Consider the following 24,533-nt stretch of genomic DNA (forward strand, 5'->3'; position numbering starts at 1 on the left):
GGCTCAATGGCCGCTGAGCACCAGCGTCTTGATCGGCATCAACAGTGCTTGAATGCGCAGGAGAAGCGCATGAACAAGCCCGACACCGTCGACCACGTGCAGGGCGACCGCGCGGCCCGTGCTGGTATGCGCAGCGGAAATCTCCTCGTGATTGCTAGTATAGGCGTTGACGATGCAGCTGCTTCCCGGCGTGACGCCGTCAAGACCGTTCTTGTAGAGCGGCTCGAGGAACACCAGAATAGTGCCTGGCTTTATCGTGCTCTGTGCCTCGATCAGTTGCTGGCCGCCTTGGATCTGTCCAGCGGCGATGTAGTCCTGCACGCTCGTAATGACCATGGGAATGATCACCCACGGCTTGGAAATGCAGGCGGCTTCCGCCACCATGCCTTCCTTCAACACGCCGGCCTCGATCTGGCCGAAGCCAGCCTGAAGGGCGCTCTTGCCGGCACCATCAGGTATGAGAACGCCGGCCGGCCGCATGATCTGCGCCACGAGGTCGCCGGGACGGAGGAAAAACTGCTCGACGCGTCCATCGACCCCTGCACGGATGGTGGTCTTGTCGAGGTCGACCTGGGCCTGATCCCGCGCGGCCTCGGCGCTGGCCTTCTGCGCCGGCAGCATGGTTGAGACTTGCAGGCTCGCCGTCTGCATTGACGCCGTGGCAGCATCGATCCCCGCCTGACGCTGATCGACCAGCACCTTGAGCTTGTCGATATCACGTTGCGGCACGATACCGGGATTGCGGCTCTGCAGCTCACTTTTGACGTCGAGCTCGTCCTTGGCCTGCTGGTAATTGGCCTTGGCTTCCTGGATCTGGGCTTCCGCCTTGACCACATCGGATTGCGCGGTCGTCAACGTGGCATCAACCTCGGCCACCTTTCGCTTGGCCGTCTCGAGAGCAGATCGCTGCCTGGAGGCGTCCAGCGTAAACAGGACATCGCCCTTCTTCACGGGCTGGCTAAATTTGACCTTCACCTCTTCAACGCGCCCCGATCCTTCCGGCAGGATCGGCACGGTGCGGTAGTAAAGGGTCGCGGAGTCCGTCGCGGGATGGAAGTAGAAGATCATCGTGATCAGCGACACTGTCAGCATCAGGCAGCCAGTGATGCCCCAGCGCAGCTCGTACCAGATCGAGAAGAAGGTGATCTCCTTGCCCAGGCGTTTGCCCTGGACATAGCGGCGGTAGAGATAATCCGGCACGATGGTGAGGAGCGAGCAGAACATCAGCTCAAACATGGCTGTGCTCCTTCTCCTTGGCGGGGCCCGGCTTGTCCGCCGGCGGCAATTCGGCCTCGCCGCTCGCCTGGGCGGCAGCATCCCTCTCGCCGGCCTCGCCCGGCGTCGCATCGGCGATCTTCTCCACGGAATCCGCGATGCTCCGCAGCGGCGTGCCGAAGTCAGGGATATCGATCAGCGCCAGCAACAGGCCGGCGATCCAGAAGATGTGCATGTGCGTGAAGAGCGAGATCAGACCGAGCACCGCGACGAGCTCGAACTGCAGCTTCTGCGATTTGTGCGCCATCCGTTCGGGCAGGCTGTGCAGCTTCCAATAGAGCGTGCCGACCCAGAGGATGGTACCGATCAGGAATAGGCCCATCACCACCATCAGCGTATCGGTCCCGCTGCCTGGCGCGAGATAGAACGGCAGATGGTGTGGGGCCATCGGATGCAGCTGGTCGCTCAAACGTCTCTCCCGGTCAAACGTGCTCTACGGCACCTTGTTCAGGCAGCATCCCAATTTGCTTGATTTGAATCAAGGGAGTGCCCCCTACCGAACATAGCGTTTTGTGAATGCCGACTTCACAAGCACAGGGAGCCGCCGCCATGCCCGGCCTCGATCATCTCATTCCCAACGCCGCCACGATCAGAAAGGAAGCCGCCCTCAAGGAGGCCGAGAAGGCCGAGGAATATGTCCGCCTCGCTGCCGCAGCCGAGGCCGAGAAGCGCGCCCTGATCGAGCGGCTGAGCAAGCCCTCCGGCAAGAGCGAAGAGGAAAAGATCAAGCTCGCCTCGACCATCATCCAGCGCGCGGTGCGCAATGGCCTCACCGAGGTGCTGGTCTATCGTTTCCCCAACTCGCTCTGCACCGACAAGGGACGCGCCATCAACCAGATGGAAAAGGGCTGGGAGAATACGCTGACCGGCATTCCCAAGGAGATCTTCCAGCTCTGGACCGATTACCTGAAGCCGCGCGGCTATCGCATCGCTTATCAGATCATCGATTTTCCGGGCGGCGTGCCCGGCGACATCGGCGTGACGATTTCATGGGACGATTGACGCGCGCAGCAGCGAAGGGACCGCCATGGCCAAGGACGAGCCCGCGGAGAAGATGAAGCGGAAGGACTATGAGAAGAAGCTTGAAAAGCTCCAGGTCGAACTGTGTCATCTCCAGGAATGGGTCAAAGCCCAGAAGCTGAAGATCATCATCATCTTCGAGGGCCGCGACGCCGCCGGCAAGGGCGGCACGATCAAGGCGCTGACCGAAAAGGTCAGCCCGCGCGTCTTCCGCGTCTGCGCCCTGCCCACGCCCTCCGACCGGCAGAAATCGCAGCTGTTCCTGCAGCGCTATATCGAGCAATTTCCGGCCGGCGGAGAAATCGTGATCTTCGACCGCAGCTGGTACAACCGCGCCGGCGTCGAATATGTCATGGGCTTCTGCTCGCCGGCCGAGCACAAGCGATTCCTGGAATTGTGTCCGCTGGTGGAGAAGTTCGCCGTCGACGCCGGCATCATCCTGATCAAGCTCTGGCTCGAGGTCGGGATGGAGGAGCAGGAGCGCCGCTTCCAGGCGCGCATCGAGGATCCGCTGCGGCAGTGGAAGCTCAGTCCGATGGACACCGAGTCGTTCGGGCGCTGGTACGATTACTCGCGCGCGAGGGACCAGATGTTCGAGGCGACCGACACCAAGCACGCGCCGTGGCGGCTGATCCGCTCCGACGACAAGCGGCGGGCGCGGCTCAACGTGATCTCGCACATCCTGCGGACGATTCCCTACAAAAAGGTCAAGCGGGACAAGGTCAAGCTGCCGTCGCGGTCGCACAAGGGACGCTACAACGACCAGGCCAGCCTGCGCGGACTGAAGTTCGTCGAGGAACGCTACTGAGACGTACGATCATATCGAACAGCAAAACGGGCTGCGTCACCGCAGCCCGTTCGCTTTGAGGTCCCCGTCAGCCCTATTTCAGGCGGATCGTCACGCCGCCGACCGCGGCCGACACCTCCGCGCCGATCCTCGGGCCGGTGAGCTGCAGGATCACGCCATTGCCGTTCTGCAGCTGGACCGCACCGGCGCCGGCTGCAACCGCGCCGCCGGCTCCGCCCACCGCATAGGAGCCCTCGATCGACGCGGGCCCCCTCAGATTGAGGGCCTTGCCCACGAACTTGCTGGTCGATGCGCCGATCGTGAATCCGACGCTCATGCCGGAGACGGTGAAGGGATATTTCTTGCCTCTCAGAAGCAGCACGCCCTCGCCGCCGCCGACACCGACGATGAATCCGCCCTTGGTGAAGACGACGGCGACATCGCCGGTCTCGGCACGCGCGGGCGTGCTGACGGCACTGACAGCAGTGAGGACCAGAGCAGCACCAACAACAAACCCTCTCATGACTTTCGTTCCCCTTCTTGATGTTTGACGTCCAAAGAATCCGGACCCGCAGGCGGGCCTGCTATCGCGCCGCCTTGGCATTCTCGCCTCCCACCGAGGCCTCGTATGCGTCCCGGTAACCTCGTGCGATGGCCCGGACGCCGCGACCGATGTCGTCGTAGACATCGTCCGGAAGATTGGCCAGCGATACACGCAGGGACCATTCGGGTGCATCAAAACCGCCGCCGTTCAGCAATACGATGCCGTGGGCCTCGGCCAGGCGGAATGCGAGATCGAGCGGATGGATATTCTTCTTCAGATAGTCGACGGCTTTGTCTCCGATGTTCTTCCGCGCCCAGAACTCGAAATCGATCAAGCCGTAATAGGCATCGTAGTTCGGATTGGGTGTCATCTTGTCGGCAAGGCCGAGCCCGTCGAGCAGCGCCCACAGACGCTTGTTGACGATGTCCATGCAGGCGGCCTGATAGGCCTTTTTGGTGTCCATCATCTCCGAGAGCGAGAAGAGGCTCATCATCACCTGTTGCGGCAGCGACAGGCCCGCGGTGTGATTGAGCGCAACGTCGCGGCTGTCGGCGACGATGCGGTCGATCAGTTTCAGCTTGCGCGGCTCCAATGTCAGCGGCCCGTAGCGCTTGTCGAGCGCCTTGACGGCGGCGTCGGGCAGCTTGGCGATCATCTTGTCGAAGATGTTGTCTTCGTGAATGGCGATGGCGCCGAGCCGCCATCCCGTGCAGCCGAAATACTTGGAATAGGAGTAGACGCCGATGGTGTTGTGCGGAAGTTCGCCCAGCAGCGAACGGAAACCGTGGACGAAGGTGCCGTAGACATCGTCGGTCAACAGCATGAGATCGGGACGCTTGGTCTTGACCAGCTTGCTCAGCTTGCCGATCGTTTCCGGGCTTACCCCCATCCCGCTGGGATTGGCAGGATTGACGATGAAGAACGCCTTGATCTTCGGGTCCTCGAGCTTGGCGATCTCCTCGTCGGTGAACTGGAATTTGTTCTCCTGGGGCGCCTTGATCTGGACGACCTTCAGATCGTAGTCCTCCAGATGCGTCATCTCGATGTAGGGCGTGAAGATTGGCGTTCCCAGCGCGATGGTATCGCCGGGAAGCAACAGGCGGTTGGCCTTCAGCGACTTGAAGAGGTAGCACATCGCCGCCGTGCCGCCCTCGACTGCATAGATGTCGAACTTGCCTGCCGGCCGCGGCTCGCCGCAAACCGCCCACATCAGATATTCGTGCACGATCTTCTCGTTGTGGACCAGCATGCGGTCCGGCACGGGATAATTGTCGCCGATGATGGAATCGACGAGCTCGTGGATGAAGGCGTCCGGCTCGAAGCCGAATTTCTTGACGGCGAAGGGCAGCATCTCCGACAGGAAGCTCGCCCCCGGCATGTCGGAATGCTTGGCGAGCCAGGCTTCGTAGCGTGCGGCGATGCCTTTGGCCTGGGGCATGCCGCCGAGGCCGGCCGCGTGCTCCATGACCCGCTTGCTCTCGGTGATCGCGAATTGCCCCAGCAGGAAGAAACCTTCGCGCGGTGTGGTGGCCACCCAGTTCGGGTTCCCGCGCCCAGCGTTCAGAAACGCGGACTGCGTCCGCTTCGACGTCGCCTTGGCGAGATTGATCAGCTCGTCCTTGATCTCGAACGGGCTCAGCGCCTCGAATTTCTTCAGCGTCAGGATATCGGCCATAGGACACTCCAGGACGGTGCTATCTGTTGGGACGAGGTGGAGGAGGATTCACGCCGGTCATCGCGTTTACGATGAGCGGCAGCCGAGCTCGGACCTTGATCTAGCTCAAGGGTCTTGTGACCCGCTTTCCCCGCGACGCAGCGAAGTGACGCCGCTCGATCGTGGGCGCGGCCATGCTCAGCCGTTGACATAAATCAACATGTCGGCCGCAGGCCATCGCCTCATTCCGATCGACACGGGTTCAGATCTCGTTCTCGGGATCGTCGCAACGTGGCGCGGAGCGAATTGGGCGCGCGCCGGTGCACGAAGGGGTGACATCATGATCGACTGGTTCTTTCAGACGCTCAAGAGCTATCCGGAAATTGCGATCTTCCTGTCCCTGGCTCTCGGCTACTATTTCGGCTCCTTCACGTACAAGGGCCTGGGGCTCGGGGCCGTCACCGCGACGCTGGTTGCTGCTGTGATCATCGGTCAGATCGGGATCACGGTGACGGGGCCGCTCAAGCCGTTCTTCTTCCTGATGTTCCTGTTCGCCATCGGCTACGGCGTCGGACCGCAATTCGTGCGCGGGATCGCGCAAGACGGCGTGCCCCAGGCGATCTTTGCGGCCGTCGTCTGCGTGTTCTGTCTGATTGCCCCCTACGTCGCGGCGAAGATTGCGGGGTACGATGTCGGCTCGGCCGCCGGACTTTACGCAGGCTCGCAGACGATCTCGGCATCCATGGGTCTGGCGACCGATGCCATCAACCGGCTCGGTCTGTCGCCCGAAGAGACCAAGAAGATCCTCGACGGCATGCCGGTCGCCTACGCGGTCACCTATATCTTCGGCACGGTCGGATCAGCGATCGTCCTCGCGCTTTTTGGCCCGGCCCTGCTCGGCATCGACCTCGAAGCCGCGTGCAAGAAGTACGAGGAAGAGCACGGTGGCAAGAAGCAGTTGGGCGGTCCCGGCACCGCGTGGCACCAGTTCGACGTCCGCGCCTTCCGCGTCCGCGAGCGCGGCCCAGTGGTCGGGAAAACGGTGCAGGAAGCCGAGGCGCTCCTCCCCGATCATCGCGTATTCATTCTGCGCATGCGGCAGGACGGGAAGATCGTCGACGCCACCGCCGACGCCGTGATCCACGCGAACGACGTCGTCGCAGTCGCCGGCCGGCGCGACGTGCTTGTGCAGTTGATCGGCGAACAGGCCGAGGAGGTCGATGACCGCGAGCTGCTCTCGATGCCGATCGAAGGCGTCGATGTCTACGTGACCAGCAAGGAGGTCGACGGCAAGACCCTGGAACAACTGGCGCAGGTCCGGGCATCGCGTGGGGTTTTCCTGCGCAAGATCACCAGAGGCGCGATTGCGGTCGAGATCCCGATCCTGCCCAACACCAAGATCAATCGCGGCGATATCGTCACCATCGTGGGACGTACGCCGGATGTCGCGGCGGCGACCAAGATGCTGGGGCGGCCGGACAAGGCAACCGACGTGGCCGACGTGGCTTTCATCGGTGCCGCCATCGCCATCGGCGCGCTGATCGGCGCGATCGTCTACAAGGTCGGCAGCGTCCCGCTGACCCTGTCCACCTCCGGCGGCGCGCTGATCTCGGGCCTGTTCTTCGGCTGGCTGCGCTCCGTGCACCCGACCTTCGGCCGGATCCCCTCGCCGACCGTCTGGTTCATGAACTCGGTCGGCCTGAACGTCTTCATTGCCATCGTCGGCATCTCGTCGGGACCGGGCTTCGTTGCCGGCCTGAAGGCGCTCGGCATCGGGTTGTTCCTGTGGGGCGTGGTGGCGACGACCGTGCCGCTGATTCTCGCAATGTATGTCGGCAAATACGTGTTCCGCTTCCACGACGCGATCGTGCTCGGATGCTGCTCGGGCGCACGCACCACCACGGCTTCGCTCGGCATGATCAATGACCGCGCGCGGAGCCAAATTCCGGGGCTGGGCTATACCGTCACCTACGCCGTCGGAAACACGCTGCTGACGATCTGGGGCATGGTGCTCGTCATGCTGATGACGTAGGGCGGTTCGACGTGCTGACTGGGATGCTGACCTGGCTGGAGCAGTTTCTCGTCCGTTATCCGGAGCTCGCGCTGTTCCTCGTGATCGCCGCGGGCTACTGGATCGGAAGCTTCAAGATCGGGACGTTCAGCCTGGGCCCGGTCACCGGCGCATTGTTCGCCGGCCTCGTGGTTGGGCACTTCGCGCACGTGCCCGTGTCGGGCATGACCAAATCCTTCCTGTTTCTGCTGTTTCTGTTCGGCGTCGGCTATTCCGTCGGTCCGCAATTCGCGCAGGCGATGAAACGCGGCGGGCTGCAGCCGATGCTGCTCGCCGTCGTCGTATGCGTCACTGGTCTTGTCACCGCTATCGTCGCGGGGAAGGTCCTTGGTCTCGATCCCGGCCTCGCCGCCGGGCTGATGTCGGGCGCCCTCACACAAAGCGCGGCGATGGGAACCGCGACCGACGCGATCAACGGACTCGCAGTGCCCGAGGCCCAGCGGGCCCTCTATGTCTCGCACATCGCGGTCGCGGACGCTGTCTGCTACATCTTCGGCTATGCCGGCGTGATCCTGTGGATCACGGTGGTCGCGCCGGCCCTCCTCAAGATCGACCTGCGCGACGAAGCGCTCAAGCTCGAGCAATCGCTGGGAATGAGCCGGAGCAAGCCGGGTCTGGCGTCCGCATGGCGGAAGTTCGAACTGCGCGCCTATCGGCTGGACGCGGGCTCTCCGCTGATCGGATTGACAGTCGCAGCCGCCGAAGCGCGCGGGTCGGAGCACCGCGTATTCATCCATCGCATCCGCCGCGGCGAACGCGCGTTCCCGTCGGAACCGGGCAGCATCCTCGCGCCCGGGGACGTCATCGCGATATCGGCTCCGCGTCAGATCATTGTCGAGCTGGTCGGAGCGCGTGCCGAGGAGGTCGAAGACAGGGAGCTGCTCGACATTCCCTTGATCTCCGTGGAAATATTCCTGATCAACGCAAAACTTGCGGGGATGAACCTGCAAGAGGTCTCGCAGCAGGACTGGACGCACGGCCTCTATCTTCGCTCGCTGACCCGGGGCGGCCAGGAGCTTCCGATTGCTCCCGGGATCGTCCTGCAGCGTGGTGATATTCTGCGCATCGTCGGCCCCGAACCGGCCGTCGAGAATGCGGCGAAGATGATCGGCGTCATCGTTGCGCCCAGCAGCAGCATCGATTTCGTCGTGATGGGGCTGGCCATCTTCCTTGGCGGCATCGTCGGCGTGCTCGTGAGCTTTCCCGTCGGCAGCATCAAGATCGCGCTCAGTACCAGCGTCGGCACGCTGCTGGCCGGGCTTCTGGTCGGTTATCTCCGCACGCTCAATCCGCGCTTCGGACATATCCCCGACGGTGCCGTCAGCCTGATGACGTCACTTGGCCTCGCCGCCTTTGTCGGGCTCACGGGGATCCACGCCGGTCCGATCTTCCTGTCCGCCTTGCGCGAGTCCGGCGTTGCCCTGCTGTTGGGCGGCGTGGTCGTGACCTTGCTGCCGCAGGTGGTCGGATTTTGCTTCGGTCATTACGTCCTGCGCATGAACCCGATCCTTCTCCTCGGAGGCTTGACCGGCTCGCAAACGGTCACGGCCGCCATGGCCGCGCTCCAGGAGCGATCGGGAAGTCCGGTGCCCGTGCTCGGATACACGCCGGCTTATCCCGTCGCGAACATTCTGCTGACGACCTGGGGGTCGCTCATCGTGGTCGTGTTCGCCGCCTGACCGGCCGCACTATGACGCGGCCTTCAGCTTTGGCTGGGCAGCGGGCTTCGGCCGGCCGAGTTTCGCCAGGGCTTCCGTGCGCACGAGCTTCAGTCCCTCCTTGGCGTCGTAGCCATGGATCTCCTTCACATCGAGCTTGCGCATGAAGTCGATGGTTTCCTGGGTGATGACCTGCCCGGGCACCATGATCGGGAAGCCCGGCGGATACGGGATCACGAAATTGGCCGACACGAGCTCGGGGCCAGCCTTCAGCCGCCGGTCGATCTCGGGATCGCCAAGGCGGATATGCTCGCAGCCGGCGACGTCATAGGCCGCATAGAAGCCGGTGCGGATGTCACCTTCGTTGGTCTTGGTGCCGGCATCGCCGCGGAAGCTCGGGTGGAAGTGCGAGAAGTTCGGCAGGTCCGGCACGTCCTTCATCAGGCTCGTCACCCGTGCCTCGAAGGTCTTCCGGGCATTGGCGCCGCCCTGGGCAAGGCCGCGGTCGATCTCGCCCGCGATCTCGGCGAGCACGCGGATGAGATGGGCGACGTCGCTGCGGGTGTTGTTGATGTTGGACTGGACCAGCACCGAGTTGCGCGAGGTCTTGTTGACCTGGATGTTGTACTCGTTGGCCAGAATGCCCTTGAACTGGGTGCCGTCAAAGCCGGCCATGCCGCACACCAGCGTCATGCGGGTCGGGTCGAGGCAGAACTCGTCCTCGTCCAGGCTCTTGAGGCTGTTCGCCCAGTTGACGCCATCGGCGAAGAAGTCGGTGAAGCCGCTCTGGCGGTATTGTGCCGGCACCATGGCGTCGGCACCGAGGATGCGGAAGTATTTCGAGATCAGCGGGTTCTTGTTGACCGCCTGACGGATGGCGAACGCGATTTCGATCGCGTTGGCGACGAGGCCATAGCCCTCCAGCTCCATCTGCCGCCGCGAGATGTCGAGGCTGGCGATCAGCTGCTGGTTCGGGCTGGTCGAGGCGTGGGTGAACACCGCCTCCTTGAACTGCTGCTCGACGGTATGGAATTCGACGTCCTTGACCGAGAGCATCGAGCCCTGGCGGATCGCCGACATCGACTTGTGGGTCGAGTTGGTCTGGTAGACGCGCAGCCGGATCTGCCTGGGGTCGGGGATCAGACGGGTCTTGAGCAGCAGCTCATCCGATGGGTTCTTGCCGAGCTCGGCCTGCTGCTTCTCATAGGCCGCGACCGACTTCGGATCCTGCATCCACGCCTCGATCTCGTTGGCGGCGCCGAGGCCGGTGCGGCGGCGCAGGAACGGCGAGAACCGCGCGAAGCCGAACCAGGCCTCGTCCCACAGGAAGATCAGGTCGGGCTTGATCGCGAGGCACTCCTCCATCACCCGGCGGGTATTGTAGATGTGGCCGTCGAAGGTGCAGTTGGTCAGGTCGATCAGCTTGATGCGGTCGAGCCGGCCGTCGGCCCGGGCGTTGAGGAGCGCCTGCTTGATCGTCTTCAGCGGCACCGCGCCGTACATCGAGTATTCCGTCATCGGGAAGGCTTCGACATAGAGCGGCTGGGCGCCGGCGAGCACCATGCCGTAGTGATGCGACTTGTGGCAGTTGCGGTCGACGATCGCGATGTCGCCCGGCGCGAGCAGCGCCTGCACAGCCATCTTGTTGGAGGTCGAGGTGCCGTTGGTGACGAAGAAGACGCGATCGGCGCCGAGCGCCCTCGCCGCCTTCTCCTGCGCCTTCTTGATGTTGCCGGTCGGCTCCAGCATGCTGTCGAGGCCGCCGGTGGTGGCACTGCTCTCGGCCAGGAACAGGTTCGGGCCGTAGAACTCGCCCATGTCGCGGATCCAGTCGGACTTGAAGATCGACTTGCCGCGGGCGATCGGCAGCGCGTGGAAGGTGCCGATCGGGCGCTGCGCGTATTTCTTCAGATTGTCGAAGAACGGCGTGTCGTAGCGATCCTGGATGCCTTCGAGGATCGACAGGTGCAGCTCCAGAAGCTCTTCGACCGAATAGAAGATGCGGCGAACCACGCTGGCCTGGGGATTGCCCGCCAGCTCCTCCACGTCGTGGTTCGAGATCATGTAGAGATCGAGCTCGGGCCTGACCCGCTTGATGATCTGCGCGAGCCGCAATGCCGAGGCGTCGGTTTCGTCGTTGAGACCGGCCGCGGCCATCATCGAGCGGAGCACCGGCGCATTGTGCCGGGAGCGCAGGCCGAAGCCCTCGTTGACGATGACCGCCCCGATGTTCGGGTTGAGGATCGTCGCGCAGAAGGCATCCTCGAGGTTGCCCACGATGACGGGCTCATAGATGAAGGCATCGACCGGACGCCGCAGCTTGCGCCATTCCGCCGCAAGCGCCGGCCAATGGCTGGACGACACGCCGGTGACGATCAGGGTCTCGAAATAAGGCCGGCGCACCGAATGGGCGCCGAAGCTCGGCGGCACCAGCTCGGGCGCATCGCCATTGCCGTCGTCCTTTGCGCTCCAGTCGCCGGCATGCTGCCGGAACGACCGCGTCGCCAGCGCTTGCGCAATCCTGGTCGCAAGCGCGAACGAGGTCGCGCCGTCGCCGGCAGCGGCGGCTTCCCGCAGCGCCGCCATCAACTGCATGCCGGGATAGCCGTGAAATTCCTCGATGACCGAAAGATCGGCCAGCGCCGCATCATAGGCCGCGCGATTGCCGACGCGCGCCCACATCTTCGCTGCTTCCACGAGGTCGCGCCAGTCGTCTGCCCGGGCACCGGGGCCGGAGAAGAACTGGTCGATGCGCTTCTGTGCGGGCTTGATGTCTTTGGACATGGCTCTCTCCCGATCGTGCCGGCCTTGGGGCGAAGGTGATGGCGGATCGTGAGTGCGGCCCGCACGGCTCCATTGATCCAAGTCAACGGTCGCGCGTTATGCTGGCTCGCGCGTTCGGCGGCCGACGCTCTATGCAACGCAGCACGCACAGCCGCTGGCGGCACCGGGAGAGGCAGCCGGCCGGACCGTTCGCATCGGACGACGGGTTCATCTGATCACTTCGCTCCCATCGCATGAACCCAGAGCAGGATCACGTTGGCCGTCTGCGCATTCGCCATCACGCCGTGAATGATCCAGGTATAGGCGTCGATATAGCCGCCGGCGAAAGCGAGCAGCAGCACGATTCCGACCGTTTCATCGCGGCGGATCGCGCCGGCTGCGACGTCCAGAGTGCTCATGTCGGCAATGGCTGCTGTCGCGAACGCATCATCAGCATTGGCGGCGGCATGCCGCCGGCCAGGCTTGATCTGGATCAAGCAATGGTCTCGCGCGCGCCATCAAATCCGCCGCAAAGTGCCGGGGAAAAGCGACCATGGATACCGTCAGGTGGATCATCGCCACCGCACCGGAAATCTTCCTGCTGCTCACGATCGCGATCGGCACCGTCCTCGGCCGGATCAGGATTCGCGGTTTTTCGTTCGGCACCACCGCCTCCATCCTGATCGTCGCGGTGCTGATCGGACAGCTCGGGCATTTCACCTTCCCTCCGATCCTGAGGGCGATCTTGTTCAGCCTGTTCGTCTTCACCATCGGCTATCGCTCAGGGCCGGAGTTCTTCGCCTCCTTGAGCGTCAGGACGCTGGCGCAGGTGGTACTGGCGCTGGTGATCGGCAGCACCGGTCTCCTGCTCGTGCTGATCTTCGCCCACGTGTTCAAGCTCGACACCGGCACGGCCGCGGGCCTCACCGCCGGGGCCCTGACGCAATCCTCCGTGATCGGCACCGCATCGGGCGCGCTGGCCCAACTCGGCCTGCCCGCCGAGACGTTGAAGCAGCAGGAGGCCAATATCGCGGCCGGCTATGCCGTGACCTATGTGCTCGGCTACATCCTGACGCTGCTGTTCGTGCCGTTCGTGGCGCCGCGTCTGATGGGTATCGATCTGAAGGCGGAGGCCAAGAAGCTAGAAGCCGAGCTCGCCGGCGGCGCGCTGCCGAAGACGGAAAACCTGTCCTATCGCAAATTCCAGGCCCGCGCCTATCGCGTCACCGCCGGTGCGGGCCGCACGGTCGCGGCGATCGAGGCCGAGATCGGCAGCCGGACCATCGTGGAGCGGATCGTGCGCGGCGGTGCCGACCTCAAGCCGCAGCCGGACATCGTGCTCGCGGTCGGCGACGACGTCGTCATTGCCGGGCCTACCGCCGCCATTGTTGCGGCCAAGCCCATCCTCGGGGACGAGATCGATGCGGGAGAGCTGCTGCGCAATCTGCCCGGCAACGTGATCGACGTGCTGGTCCAGAGCCGCGAACTGCACGGCCGCTCGCTCCGCGAGATCGTCGACCGGCTCGGCGACAATGCGCGCGGGGTGTTCCTGCGCGGGCTCACGCGCATGGGCCGGGAGGTGCCTCTTGGCCCCGACACCCGCGTCTATATCGGTGACGTCATGACGCTGGTCGGCAACACCGGCAACATCACGCGAGCGACTGCCCGAGTGGGACATGCCCTCAATAGCGCCGACCGGACCGACATCGCCTTCCTCACTATCGGTATCGCCGCCGGTCTTCTCGCAGGTCTCGCCAGCTTCAAGGCGGGCACGGTCGCGCTGACGCTCGGTGGCGGCGGCGGCGCGCTGATCGCGGGCCTCGTCTGCGGCTGGCTGCGGACGCGCAGGCCCGGTATCGGCGCAATTCCGCCGGCCGCGCAGCAGACGCTGAGCGATCTCGGGCTCGGCGGCTTCATCGCAGCCATCGGCCTCGGCAACGGGCTTGCCGCCTGGTCGGCGATCCAGGCGCATGGCGCCCTGCTGGTCGGCATGGGCATCGTCGTCACGCTGATCCCGTTGACGATCGGAACGCTTGTTGCCTATTACCTTCTGCGCATGAACCCGGTCGTGACCTGCGGAGCGCTCGCCGGGGCCATGACGGTCGATGCCGCCGTCACCGGCGCCTGCGATGTAGCCGAGAGCCAGACCCCGGTGCTCGGCGTCGCGGTCCCCTATGCGGTCGGCAATGTCGTTCTCACCGTACTCGGTCCGATCGTCGTGGCCGCCACCTTCAACGGTTGAGGAGGCTAGAATGCGCTTCGACGTCTCCGCAATCCGCCGTCACCTCGCGATCGTCCTGTTCCTTGTCGCCGGGATCGTGGCGCCGGCCCGCGCCGAGAATGACATCCGTATCCAGGAAGAGATCTGGGCGCTGCCGCTGCCGCTACCGATGTTCGCCTATCTGGTGCGCCCGGTCGGCGACGGCCCCTTCCCGCTCGTGATCATGAACCATGGCGTCTCGCTCAACCCGACCGACCGGAGCTTCTTTCCGCTGGTCGAATTCCGTGACGCCGCAAAATGGTTCGCAAGGCGCGGCTATCTCGTGGTGGCCCCAGTCGGCAGCGGCTATGGCGCGGCGGCCATAGACATCCCCGAGCGCGCGATCTACGGACCGTTCTTCTCGAAGGTCGGCAAATGCACCAATCCGAACTTCCATGATGCCGGCCTTGCGGTCGCGCAGGTCGATCTCTGGATCATCGACTACCTGACCGCCGAGAAGCGGATTATCCCAAAGGACGTGATCGTAATCGGCCAGTCCGCCGGAGGCTGGGCCTCGATCGCGCTGTCCAGCGTCAACCCGCCGCAGGTGAAGGCCATCATCACCTTCGCCGCCGGCCGCGGCGGCCGGGTCGGCGGCAAGCCCAACAACAATTGCGCCCCCGACAGGTTGGTCGAGGCCACCGCGGATTTCGGCCGCACCTCGCGGGTGCCGATGCTGTGGATCTACATCGAGAACGACACGTTCTTCGGACCGGATCTGTCGAAGCGGATGCATCAGGCGTTCACGGCGGCCGGCGGCCGCGCCGAATATCACCTGATGCCGCCGTTCGGCAACGAGGGACATTTCTTCATCGGCTCGCCCGATGCGATCCCGCTCTGGTCGCCGCTGGTGACACAATTTCTCGACGCGCAAAAATAGAGCCTGCCCTGGAGGCCCGACCATGTTCGCCATCCGCAACCGTGTCTGTGGCCTGCTGATCGCCGCCGTCTTCGGAGCTACGACATATTCCGCCCTCGCCGCGCCGAAAGCCGCGCGGGCCGACAAGCCCGCCGAGGCGGCCACACGCGGACAGCGCGAAGCCAAGGACATCACCTATGGTGACTGGCAAAAGCTGTGTTTCAAGGCCGGCGGTGCGCCGATGCTGTGTCGGACGACGATCACCGGGACCTTCCCGACCGGGCAGATGGCGGTGCGCATCGACCTGATCGAGCGCGACGACGCGCCGTCGGCCCGGTTGCAGCTTTTCGTGCCTGTCGGCATGTACCTGCAGCGGCCGGCAAAGCTGACCGTCGACCAGCGGAACAGCTTCAGTGTTCCCTATAGCTGGTGCCTAACCAACGCCTGCATCGCGGCCGACGTCGTCTCGCCCGGCTTCGTCAAGGACATGGACTCCGGCAAGACGCTGGCGCTCGAGGTCGTCGATTCGAACCTCCTGGCCCTGACGACCCTGGTGCCGCTGACGAAGTTCGCCGCGATCCACAAGGGCCCACCGGCCAAGACGCTGGAACAGTATGTCGACGAATGAGCGTTTCGCCTTCTTGCGCTATGCGGCGGCGGCACGCGTGACCGACTCGATCAGGGACTGCGCCGTGAACGGCTTTGTCAGGTAGGCGACGCAACCGGACGCAACTGCAGCCGTGCGATTCACCGCGCTGTCGTTGCCGGTAATGTAGATCACCGGTGCCGTGACGCCCTCCTCTGCCAGCTTCCGCCTGAGATCGACGCCGGACTTTCCGTCGAGATTGATGTCGAGCACGATGCAGATCGCCGTCTCGAAACTGTCGTGATCGAGCAAGGCCTCCGCGGACTCGAACAGCGCCACGGCAAATCCGTGCGCGCGCAGCAACCTGTTCAGGCTGGCCCGCACCGACGGATCGTCGTCGACGACAAAGACGGATTCGCGCGTCGGCACTGAAGCGACCTTTCCGGCTTGACACGAACGGTGACGCGGCAGCAACGATCGATGCGCTCTGCCACGATCTCGCGAGGACGAACACAACGCGCGTCGCAGTGACATGGCATCACCACGTCAGCGTACTTCCTATTGACCTTTGGGGCAGTGACATCGCAGGAACTGTATTCGAAGCGACAGAACAGCTAACCGCCGTTCGAATCCAGCATTCCAAGCCGCTCCGCGATCGAAACGAGCTCTGCAAGCGAATGAACCTGCATCTTCTCCATCACCTGATGGCGGTGCGCCTTTACAGTTCGCTCCGTCGTTCCGAGTTCATACGCGATCTGCTTGTTGATCTTGCCGCGAACGATGAGATCGAACACTTGCCGCTCGCGCTGTGTCAGCGTCGCAAGATGCACGCGGAAACCGTCGAGCCTGCCGCGCTGGCTGCGCGCAGCGTCCTGCCTCGCCAGCGCTCGCGCGATCGCATCGAGCAGCAGTTCCGATGAAACCGGTTTGGTCAGGAAGTCTTCCGCACCCGCCTTGATGGCCTGCACCGTCGTCGGCGTGTCGGCGTGGCCGGTCAGGAATATGATCGGTAAGTTCGAGCCCGCCGCGATCAGGCGGCTTTGCAGTTCGGGGCCGCTCAAGCCCGGTATGCGCACGTCGAGCAGAATACATCCTGGGCGTGTATCGTCCGGCGCCGCATCCAGGAGGTCCTGGGCGGACGCGTAGGTGGCGACGTCATAGCCGGCAAGCTTCAGCCGGCGCTCGATCGCCGTCCGGAACGATGCGTCATCATCGACGACATGGACAAGACCGGACACCATTCACCTCGCGCGAATTCAAGAAAATCAACACCGGAGAGTGTTTAACCGAGGAAACGCGGATGCCAATAGTTTGGAAATTGAAATAACTGCTTCGCAACAGGATAATTCCGGGCCCCGGCAGGGCCTTCTCAATCCGTGCAGCAAGCCGCCTTGCTGTCCCTTGGTACATTGAACCTTGGGACAATGGATGGAAATACCGCGTTAGTCGTAAATCAACCTCGGCGGGAGAGCGGGTTCAGCGCGGCTGCCTCTGCCGCTGCACGGCCTTTTTGTCTGACACAGACCAATTCAGCGTTCAGCAGAGGAGTTGGCCATGTTCGTTCGCATCGCGACTGAGTCCGCCGCACCGCGCCCCAATTCCCTTCGCGATCTCGGCATGACGAGTGAGACAAATGCGCTCGTCAGTTTAATCGAATTTTCCTACAAAAAGGGCACCGAGATCTACGGCGAGAAAGAGCCCGCCGAATACGTCTACCAGGTCAAATCCGGCGCGGTACGAAGCTACAAGCTGCTGTCCGACGGCCGCAGGCAGATCGGCGCCTTTCACCTGACCGGCGACATCTTCGGCTTGGCGAACGGAAGCGAGCACCGTTTCACGGCGGAGGCGATCGTCGATACCACGGTGCGCATCGTCAGGCGGCAGAGCCTCGAGATCGTGGCGGAAAGCGATGCCATGGTCGCCAGAAACCTGCTCAGCATGACCACGCGCAACCTCCAGCACGCGGAAGATCACATGCTGCTGCTCGGCCGCAAGACATCGCTGGAGCGGGTCGCGGCATTCCTGCTGGAGATGGACAAGAGGCTGACCGCCGCGGGCGTGATGGCGTTGCCGATGTCGCGGCGCGACATTGCCGATTATCTCGGCCTGACGCTGGAGACCGTCTCGCGTGCCCTGTCGCGGCTGCATGAGCTCGGCGTTCTCGGCTTCATCGGCAACACCCAGCGCCAGATCGTGCTTCTGGACCGCCACCAGCTCGCCAGCCTCGACCTGCAGCCCTGAGCGGTGCGGTAGCGCGTTATGGAATCGCGCGCGGAGCCGTCTCCATGATGGACCGCGCGACCTCCGAAATTCCCGTGATGATGATCTGCACGCCGATGCAGAGCAGCAGGAACGCCGACAGTTTCGTAACGACGCTGGTGCCTTCCTCGCCGAACAGGCGCGCCATGGCGCTGGATTTGCGGTAGGCATGGTAGATCGCCGCGGTCATGGCCAGCGCGACGAGCAGCGACACGATCGATGAGGCGAATCTGGCATCCAGGCTGTCCGATCGGCTGATGCCGATCGCGATGGCGGTGGCGATCGTCCCGGGCCCGGTCGTGAGCGGGATGGTCAGTGGGAAGAACGCCATGCGCTGGATCGTCGCGGCATCGGCCGACGAGACCGCGTGTGCGCTACCGGACGTCGGCACCGCATGCAGCATTGACCATCCGGTCGCGGCCACGACGAGACCGCCGGCGATGCGCAGCGCGGGAATCGTGACGCCGAAAAAGTTCAGGATCTGGCTTCCGAGGAACTGCGACACCAGCAGGACCGCGAATGCATAGGCTGCGACACGCCATGCGACACTGGCACGCTCGGCCTCGGACAGGCTTATTGTCCTGTCCAGAAAGACGAAGGCGAGACCATAGGGATTGATGATCGCAAACAGCGCGCCGAAGCCGAACAGGAAATCGGCAACCCACTTCGACGACGTGAATTCAAGCATTCTTCCTGCCCGGGAGCCGTTCGATTGCCGCGAGATGCTCGAGGGTCTTCTGCAGGACCTCGAACAGGATGGCCGCCGACCAGCCGAACAGCAGGATGCCGTTCATGGCCGTCAACGGCCCGATCAGCCGCCATGCGGGCACCGGCGTGATGTCGCCGTATCCGAGCGTGGTGTAGTTCACGAAGACGAAATACAGGAGGTCGCTTCCCGGCGGCGCCGCCTGGACCAGCCAATATGTGCAGACCCAGACCAGGACCTCCATTGTGTGCGCAAGGCTCAGCGCTACGGCGGTTGCGACCATCACGCCCATCAGATGCAGTCGCGGACCATCGGTCTGCCTGTAACCGGCCGTTCGCGCGATCGATATGGCTGCGACCGTCGCCAGCGCGTGGATCCCGATATTGGTCGCGCTGACCAGCGTGGCGACAAGGACTTGAAGCAGCATAGCGACGAACTCACTTCTGGACGGCCGCGGACATCCCGGACTTGTCTTGCTCCTGGAACCCTGCGGCGCGGTCGATCCGGATCCAGGCCGCCGCGAGCTCCCAGGCGACCGCCAGAATGATCGGACCAATGAAGAGGCCGATGATGCCGTGCGCCAAGGTGCCGCCGATGACTCCGATCAGGATGACGAGCGTCGGCGTGCTCAGGCCGCGGCCCATGACCAAGGGTTTGAGGATATTGTCGAGCAGACCGACGACGACGAGAAAGATCGTCAGCAGCAGCGCCGTCGTCACGTCCTTGTCCATCCAGATCCAGATCACCACGGGCACGAGCACGATCGCGGCACCGATCTGCACGATCGACAGCAGCAGAACGAGGATGGCGAGCAAGCCGGCGCTGGGGATGGCCGCGAGCTTGAGGCCGATGCCGGCCAGCAGCGCCTGGATGATCGCAACCCCGATCACGCCTTGCGAAACCGCCCGGATCGTCGCGCCCGCCAGCTCGAGAAAATGCTCGCTCTGCTCCGGCACGATGCGGAATAGGAAGCCGCGAACCGCGCCGACGAGCTGCGGTCCGTACGGAAACAGGAAGCCGGCGACGAGCACCGACAGCAGGAACTGCAGCGTGCCGACGCCGGCGCTGCCGGCGAACGACAGCATCACCCCCGCCAGCGGCTTCAGATACGGCGCGACCTCGCGCAGAACGGCACGAATGTTGGTGTAGGCCAGCGTCCAGAGATCGAACAGCTGCGGGCCGACCAGCGGCCAGTCCTTGAGCCATTCCGGTGCGGCCTGCAGCACGAGATCGCCGGTGCCGATCTGGCTCGCGAGGTCCTTGATGCCTTCGACCGCGCTCAGCCCGAGCCATGTCGCCGGACCGATGACGATGGCAAGCGTCGTCACGGTGAGAATGACCGCGGCCATCCGGGGCCGGCCGCCGAGGCGTTTGGCGAGCCAGCTGAAGGCGGGATAGAACGCGACCGCGAGCACGGCGCTCCAGGTCAGGATCGGCACGAAGGGACGGATGATCACGTATGTCCATGCGATCAGGAGCCCCAGCAATCCGAGACGGATCACGAGCTGGACAATTTGTTCCGCGGACAGAAGTTTGCGAAGCGGGGTCAAGACGACGCTATCCTCTGGGAGAGCGGATACCCGATGGACGTAGCGGCCTCCGCCGTGCGGCATTCTTGATCCAGATCAAGCGGTCCCGGCGACCGGTTCCTGCTCCCCGATCACGTGCCGCCCCGGGCGGCTTGATGCCGGTCGAGGTCGAGCCGGCCTGCAATCAAACGAATCGGCCGGCCGGTGTCGGATGCGCGTGAAGAACGCCGGCCAGACATCCGCGCGGCAGACGTCGGCAAATGCGAAGCCCGTCAACCGATTGTGACGTATGGATTATTTCGCGGACGCCTGGAGGGCGTAATCCACAGATCAGAGGCTGATCCGCGGGAACGGATTCCCTTGCCTCTGGATTGACGGGGATGGACAGGTTCTTTCTCGCAACGATGATTTCAGCCGTGCTGCTGCTGATTGTGGCCGCCGACCTCCTGGTCAACGGCGTGGGGCTACAGCCGCCGGCGACGCAGCTCGCCAACATCGTGCCGGTGCCTGCACGCCTGGTCAGGTAAGGTTCGGTGTCGCGTCCTGCGGACGAATGACTATTTCGACCGACAAGCGGAACATTTCGCCCGATCCGGACTTCTGCTCACCGCGCCAGCCAAAACGGCCAGCGCGATCCGGACAGGCTCAGCTCCGCTGTGGTAGGGGGAGCTGAGCCACCGCCGCGCAGAGCGGCGCCGGGCGTTCATCGTTAAAACTAGCCGCCGCTCCGATAGACCTGGATATCGAGATCCCGGATCTTCTTGCGCAGCGTGTTGCGGTTGAGGCCGAGCAGGTCGGCGGCGCGGATCTGGTTGCCGCGGGTCGCGGCGAGCGCGGCCGTAAGCAGCGGCACCTCGATCTCCTTGAGGATGCGGTGATAGAGGCCCGGCGGCGGCATGCCGTTCGGAAAGCCCTGGAAGTGCGAGGACAGATACGCTTCGACCGCGCCGCCGAGATTGTCGACGCCCTGCTGGACCGCGGCCCCCGGACTGACCGAGGGCGGCGCCAGCTCGCCGTCGATGACGGAGGCCGTGATCACGTCCTGCGGATAGAGCGCAGCAAGACGGCGCGCGAGGTTCTCGAGCTCGCGCACGTTGCCGGGCCAGCGGTGCTGCTTCAGCCGTTCCAGCGCCAGCGTGTCGAGCTTCTTCGGCGGCAATCCGTCCTTCTCGGCGAGCGCGAAGAAGTGACGCACCAGGTCCGGCAGATCCTCGATGCGCTCACGCAGCGGCGGCAGCCGCAGCGGCACGACATTGAGGCGGAAGAACAGATCCTCGCGGAACAGGCCCTGCTGGATCAGGACGCGCAGATCCTTGTTGGAGGCCGCGACGATGCGGACATCGGTCTTGATCGGGGTGCGGCCGCCGACGGTGGTGTATTCGCCCTGCTGCAGCACGCGCAGCAGCCGCGTCTGCGCCTCCATCGGCATGTCGCCGATCTCGTCGAGGAACAGCGTGCCGCCCTCGGCCTGCTCGAAGCGACCGGAGGCGCGGGTGTTGGCGCCGGTGAAGGCGCCGCGCTCATGGCCGAACAGTTCCGATTCGATGAGGTCGCGCGGGATCGCGGCCATGTTGACGGCGACGAACGGACCATTGCGGCGCTTGCCGTAATCGTGCAGTGCGCGCGCCACCAGTTCCTTGCCCGTGCCGGACTCGCCCGTGATCATCACGGTGAGATCGGTCTGCATCAGCCGCGCCAGCACGCGGTAGATTTCCTGCATCGCCGGCGAGCGGCCGACCAGCGGGATCGCCTCCATCTCGGCGTCCTCGTCCGGCGTCGAGACCCTCTCCTTCGGCTCGGCCAAAGCGCGGCCGACGATGGCGATCAGCTCCTTCAGGTCGAAGGGTTTTGGCAGATATTCATAGGCCCCGCGCTCGGAGGCGCGGATCGCGGTCATGAAGGTGTTTTGCGCGCTCATGACGATGACGGGCAGATTCGGCCGCATCTTCTTGATCCGCGGCAACAGGTCGAAGGCGTTTTCGTCCGGCATCACAACGTCGGTGATGACGAGATCGCCCTCCCCCTGGCTGACCCAGCGCCACAGCGTGGCGGCGTTGCCGGTGAGCCTGACTTCATAGCCGGCCCGGGAAAGTGCCTGATTGAGAACCGTGCGGATGGCGGTGTCGTCATCAGCAACGAGAATGCTACCTGCGGGCATCGTTAATCCTCATTTTGCCCCCTGTGACGCAGACGACGACTTCCCGGCAGAGCCGTCGCGACTGCTGTGATCGGCATGTTTCACCGATGTGGAATACATCGGCATCAGCACGCGGAAGGTGGTCTTGCGCGGCTGAGATTCGCATTCGATGATGCCCCCGTGATCGCCGACGATCTTGGCGACCAGAGCAAGACCCAGGCCAGAGCCGGTCTGCTTGGTGGTCACGAAGGGATCGAACAGATTGGGCAGAAGATCGTCCGGCACGCCTGGTCCATTGTCCTTCACGCAGAACTCGAGCGGCAGGGATACCCGGGATTTTTGACCGGGGACTGACAGTCGCACGCCGGGGCGGAACGCGGTGGTGAGCTGGATCTCGGCGTCGGGCACGTCGATCAGCGCTTCGGCGGCATTCTTCACCAGATTGAGGAACACCTGGATCAGTTGGTCCTGGTTAGCCAGCACCGGCGGCAGCGAGGGATCGTAATCCTCGATGAAGCGGATGTTGCGGGCAAAGCCCGACTGCGCCAGCCGCTTCACGTGATCCAGCACGGAATGGATGTTGACCGGCCCGCGCACCACGGGGCGCTCGTCGCCGAACACCTCCATGCGGTCGACCAGCGTCACGATGCGGTCGGCCTCGTCGCAGATCAGCCGCGTCAGCATGCGGTCCTCGGACGAGGCCTGCTGCTCCAGTAGCTGCGCCGCGCCGCGGATGCCCGAGAGCGGATTCTTGATCTCATGCGCGAGCATGGCTGCCAGCGCGATCACCGAGCGCGCGGCGCTGCGGTGGGTGAGCTGACGGTCCATCTTGTCGGCGATGGTGCGCTCCTGCAGCATCACCACGATGTGGCCGGGCCGCTCCGTCAGCGGCGCCACGTGCAGGTCGACCTGGCGGTCGCCGCCCATGCGGGGCGTGCCGAGATCGACCTTGTATTCGTTGACCGGCGCGTTCGACGAGCGCACCTGGTCGATCAGCGCCAGCAAGGGGCTGCCGAACGGCACCAGCTCCTTCAGCGACTGCCGCTTCAGGAACTGCGTCGAGATCTCGAAAAAGGCTTCGGTCGCGATATTGGCGGCGACGATCTTGCCGTCCGGCCCGATCATCAGCACGGGATTGGGGAGTGCATCCAGGATCGCGTCGCTGTCGGACGGGATCGGCCGACGATGTTCAGCAGCTGAGCTCATGCAGCAGCGCTCCATGCGAAGTCGTCGAAGGCATCTTGCAGTGACTGGTGGACGAGGCGCGGATCCTCGGAGGTGAGGATCTTCTGGCGCCAGGCTTTCAGCTTCTCGGCCGGCGCGCGGCCGGCATCGGCCGCGACGTCGAGCGCCCAGCCGAGATGCTTGCGCGCATGCTTGAGACCGACGCGCAGTCCATAGAGCGCGCAGACGCCTTCATAAAGCGTGCGGACATAATGAAGCTGCGTCGCGAGCGACGGCGCCATTTCCGCCGGCCCGCCATTGAGGCGGCGGCCGATCTGGCCGGGCAGCCAGGGCTGGCCGTTGGCGCCGCGGCCGATCATTACGGCGTCGGCGCCGGAGGCCTCGAGCGCCGCGAGCGCCTTTTCGTAAGTGGTGATGTCGCCGTTGACGATGAGCGGGATAGAGATCGCCTCGCGCACGGCGCGGATCGCGTCCCAATCGGCCTCGCCCTTGTAGAACTGGCAGCGGGTGCGGCCGTGCACCGTCACGAGCTTGATGCCGGCGGCTTGCGCGCGCCGCGCCAGCTCCGGCGCGTTGCGGGTGCGATCGTCCCAGCCGAGCCGCATCTTCAGCGTCACCGGCACCTTCACCGCCGCGATCGTTGCGTCGATCAGGCTGACGGCATGGTCGAGATCGCGCATCAGGGCCGAGCCGGACTGGCCGCCGGTGACGTGCCGGGCCGGGCAGCCCATGTTGATGTCGATGATATCGGCGCCTTCGGCTTCGGCGATCCGGGCGCCTTCGGCCATCCAGTGCGCCTCGCAGCCGGCGAGCTGGACCACGTGCGGGCCGATTCCGGTCGCTTCGCAGCGCAACCGGGACATCCGGTGGCCATTGGCCAGCTCATCGCTCGCAGTCATCTCGGAGACAACCAGACCGGCCCCGAGCTCGGCGACCAACCGGCGGACGGGCGAGTCAGTCACCCCCGACATCGGCGCCAGGAAGACCGGGGTGGCGACTTCAATATCGCCTATTTTCAACGGCTTAGAGCCGGATATTGCCGGGCCGGTCACGGGGGTCTCGTCAACTCAGCAGCGCCTCATCGCGCTGGCCATGATCTATCTTGCGCACAATTCTTGTGCAGTCAAGCGTCATGCCTACAGTTTAGACAGTTCTGCAAATCTTTCAAGTGCAGTGCAGCAAATTGCTGTTTCCCACAATCCGGGGAAACCCCCTTTTTTTGCGGGCCTGCCGTGCTAGA

At 64.1% G+C, this 24,533-nt stretch carries 23 protein-coding genes and 1 pseudogene; 10 read left to right on the plus strand and 14 right to left on the minus strand.

Annotated elements, in window-relative coordinates; translation table 11 throughout:
* Positions 1-3 precede the first annotated feature (3 nt).
* Together A7X65_RS07050 and A7X65_RS07055 are read right to left on the minus strand one after the other, a co-directional pair.
* A complete protein-coding gene (locus A7X65_RS07050) occupies positions 4-1,236 on the minus strand; it encodes an HlyD family secretion protein (protein WP_063683542.1) in 1,233 nt (410 codons plus the stop codon).
* The gene (locus tag A7X65_RS07055; protein ID WP_063684845.1) at positions 1,229-1,663 is read right to left on the minus strand and encodes a hypothetical protein; all 435 of its coding nucleotides are present in this window, start codon (positions 1,661-1,663) and stop codon (positions 1,229-1,231) included. Before A7X65_RS07055 ends, A7X65_RS07050 begins: the two co-directional genes overlap by 8 nt.
* Positions 1,664-1,824: 161 nt before the next feature.
* Here A7X65_RS07055 and A7X65_RS07060 point away from each other — a divergent pair, with 161 nt between their 5' ends.
* The gene (locus A7X65_RS07060) at positions 1,825-2,277 is read left to right on the plus strand and encodes a hypothetical protein (protein ID WP_063683543.1); all 453 of its coding nucleotides are present in this window, start codon (positions 1,825-1,827) and stop codon (positions 2,275-2,277) included.
* Positions 2,278-2,302: 25 nt separating this feature from the next.
* On the plus strand, positions 2,303-3,103 hold the full coding sequence (ppk2, locus tag A7X65_RS07065) for a polyphosphate kinase 2 (RefSeq protein WP_063683544.1): 801 nt from the start codon (positions 2,303-2,305) through the stop codon (positions 3,101-3,103).
* A 73-nt stretch (positions 3,104-3,176) separates the two neighbouring features.
* Here ppk2 and A7X65_RS07070 read toward each other — a convergent pair whose 3' ends face one another.
* Both A7X65_RS07070 and aspD read right to left on the minus strand, forming a co-directional pair.
* On the minus strand, positions 3,177-3,605 hold the full coding sequence (locus A7X65_RS07070) for a hypothetical protein (protein ID WP_063683545.1): 429 nt from the start codon (positions 3,603-3,605) through the stop codon (positions 3,177-3,179).
* A gap of 61 nt (positions 3,606-3,666) precedes the next feature.
* The gene (gene aspD, locus A7X65_RS07075) at positions 3,667-5,301 is read right to left on the minus strand and encodes an aspartate 4-decarboxylase (RefSeq protein WP_063683546.1); all 1,635 of its coding nucleotides are present in this window, start codon (positions 5,299-5,301) and stop codon (positions 3,667-3,669) included.
* Positions 5,302-5,620: 319 nt separating this feature from the next.
* Here aspD and aspT (A7X65_RS07080) point away from each other — a divergent pair, with 319 nt between their 5' ends.
* Both aspT (A7X65_RS07080) and aspT (A7X65_RS07085) read left to right on the plus strand, forming a co-directional pair.
* Positions 5,621-7,312, plus strand: coding sequence for an aspartate-alanine antiporter (gene aspT, locus A7X65_RS07080; protein WP_063684846.1), 1,692 nt, complete (start codon positions 5,621-5,623; stop codon positions 7,310-7,312).
* Between the two features lie 11 nt (positions 7,313-7,323).
* Positions 7,324-9,030 carry an aspartate-alanine antiporter gene (aspT, locus tag A7X65_RS07085; protein ID WP_245323337.1) on the plus strand — a complete coding sequence of 569 codons (1,707 nt, stop codon included), beginning with the start codon at positions 7,324-7,326 and terminating at the stop codon, positions 9,028-9,030.
* A gap of 9 nt (positions 9,031-9,039) precedes the next feature.
* On the opposite strand, the gene A7X65_RS07090 is transcribed toward aspT (A7X65_RS07085), so the two are convergent.
* Entirely contained in the window at positions 9,040-11,793 is a 2,754-nt protein-coding gene (locus A7X65_RS07090) for a decarboxylase (protein ID WP_063683548.1), read from the minus strand.
* A 233-nt stretch (positions 11,794-12,026) separates the two neighbouring features.
* A pseudogene (locus tag A7X65_RS43805) lies at positions 12,027-12,191 on the minus strand (DUF1275 family protein); the annotation flags it as partial.
* 134 nt (positions 12,192-12,325) lie between these two features.
* Here A7X65_RS43805 and A7X65_RS07100 point away from each other — a divergent pair.
* From A7X65_RS07100 to A7X65_RS07110, 3 genes are read left to right on the plus strand one after another with little or no spacing between them, the layout of a single operon-like run.
* The gene (locus A7X65_RS07100) at positions 12,326-14,014 is read left to right on the plus strand and encodes an aspartate:alanine exchanger family transporter (RefSeq protein WP_063683550.1); all 1,689 of its coding nucleotides are present in this window, start codon (positions 12,326-12,328) and stop codon (positions 14,012-14,014) included.
* A gap of 10 nt (positions 14,015-14,024) precedes the next feature.
* Positions 14,025-14,912, plus strand: a complete 888-nt coding sequence (locus A7X65_RS07105) for an alpha/beta hydrolase family protein (RefSeq protein WP_063683551.1) — start codon at positions 14,025-14,027, stop codon at positions 14,910-14,912.
* A 22-nt stretch (positions 14,913-14,934) separates the two neighbouring features.
* Entirely contained in the window at positions 14,935-15,519 is a 585-nt protein-coding gene (locus A7X65_RS07110; RefSeq protein WP_063683552.1) for an invasion associated locus B family protein, read from the plus strand.
* Positions 15,520-15,537: 18 nt separating this feature from the next.
* On the opposite strand, the gene A7X65_RS07115 is transcribed toward A7X65_RS07110, so the two are convergent.
* Together A7X65_RS07115 and A7X65_RS07120 are read right to left on the minus strand one after the other, a co-directional pair.
* On the minus strand, positions 15,538-15,906 hold the full coding sequence (locus A7X65_RS07115) for a response regulator transcription factor (RefSeq protein WP_063683553.1): 369 nt from the start codon (positions 15,904-15,906) through the stop codon (positions 15,538-15,540).
* Positions 15,907-16,091: 185 nt separating this feature from the next.
* Positions 16,092-16,715 carry a response regulator transcription factor gene (locus A7X65_RS07120; protein WP_063684847.1) on the minus strand — a complete coding sequence of 208 codons (624 nt, stop codon included), beginning with the start codon at positions 16,713-16,715 and terminating at the stop codon, positions 16,092-16,094.
* A gap of 316 nt (positions 16,716-17,031) precedes the next feature.
* On the opposite strand from A7X65_RS07120, the gene A7X65_RS07125 reads away from it, so the two are divergent.
* Positions 17,032-17,718, plus strand: a complete 687-nt coding sequence (locus A7X65_RS07125) for a helix-turn-helix domain-containing protein (protein WP_063683554.1) — start codon at positions 17,032-17,034, stop codon at positions 17,716-17,718.
* Positions 17,719-17,734: 16 nt separating this feature from the next.
* Here the strand turns inward: A7X65_RS07125 and A7X65_RS07130 are convergent, their stop codons facing one another.
* Genes A7X65_RS07130 through A7X65_RS07140 form a run of 3 tightly spaced genes read right to left on the minus strand, consistent with a single transcriptional unit; the run spans position 17,735 to position 19,992 of the window.
* Positions 17,735-18,424 (minus strand): MarC family protein, encoded by a 690-nt coding sequence (locus tag A7X65_RS07130; RefSeq protein ID WP_063683555.1) that lies wholly within the window; start codon positions 18,422-18,424, stop codon positions 17,735-17,737.
* Positions 18,417-18,869 (minus strand): potassium channel family protein, encoded by a 453-nt coding sequence (locus A7X65_RS07135; protein WP_063683556.1) that lies wholly within the window; start codon positions 18,867-18,869, stop codon positions 18,417-18,419. The genes A7X65_RS07130 and A7X65_RS07135 overlap by 8 nt, the downstream gene beginning before the upstream one ends.
* A gap of 10 nt (positions 18,870-18,879) precedes the next feature.
* Positions 18,880-19,992, minus strand: a complete 1,113-nt coding sequence (locus tag A7X65_RS07140) for an AI-2E family transporter (RefSeq protein WP_245323339.1) — start codon at positions 19,990-19,992, stop codon at positions 18,880-18,882.
* Between the two features lie 359 nt (positions 19,993-20,351).
* On the opposite strand from A7X65_RS07140, the gene A7X65_RS42520 reads away from it, so the two are divergent.
* Complete coding sequence (locus tag A7X65_RS42520; protein ID WP_167358212.1) at positions 20,352-20,498, plus strand: hypothetical protein; 147 nt, start codon at positions 20,352-20,354, stop codon at positions 20,496-20,498.
* 188 nt (positions 20,499-20,686) lie between these two features.
* Here the strand turns inward: A7X65_RS42520 and ntrC are convergent, their stop codons facing one another.
* The 3 genes from ntrC to dusB are packed head-to-tail and all read right to left on the minus strand — an operon-like array spanning position 20,687 to position 24,312.
* Positions 20,687-22,129 carry a nitrogen regulation protein NR(I) gene (ntrC, locus tag A7X65_RS07145; protein WP_063683558.1) on the minus strand — a complete coding sequence of 481 codons (1,443 nt, stop codon included), beginning with the start codon at positions 22,127-22,129 and terminating at the stop codon, positions 20,687-20,689.
* A gap of 9 nt (positions 22,130-22,138) precedes the next feature.
* Positions 22,139-23,314: a two-component system sensor histidine kinase NtrB gene (locus A7X65_RS07150; protein WP_063684848.1), complete on the minus strand. Its 1,176-nt coding sequence runs from the start codon at positions 23,312-23,314 to the stop codon at positions 22,139-22,141.
* A complete protein-coding gene (gene dusB / locus A7X65_RS07155; RefSeq protein WP_082884850.1) occupies positions 23,311-24,312 on the minus strand; it encodes a tRNA dihydrouridine synthase DusB in 1,002 nt (333 codons plus the stop codon). The genes A7X65_RS07150 and dusB overlap by 4 nt, the downstream gene beginning before the upstream one ends.
* Here dusB and A7X65_RS42525 point away from each other — a divergent pair.
* Positions 24,284-24,532 carry a hypothetical protein gene (locus tag A7X65_RS42525; protein ID WP_167358181.1) on the plus strand — a complete coding sequence of 83 codons (249 nt, stop codon included), beginning with the start codon at positions 24,284-24,286 and terminating at the stop codon, positions 24,530-24,532. The genes dusB and A7X65_RS42525 overlap by 29 nt on opposite strands.
* The last annotated feature ends 1 nt before the right edge of the window (position 24,533 follow it).

It is taken from the genome of Bradyrhizobium stylosanthis, from assembly GCF_001641335.1.
Classification (GTDB): Bacteria; Pseudomonadota; Alphaproteobacteria; order Rhizobiales; family Xanthobacteraceae; genus Bradyrhizobium; species Bradyrhizobium stylosanthis.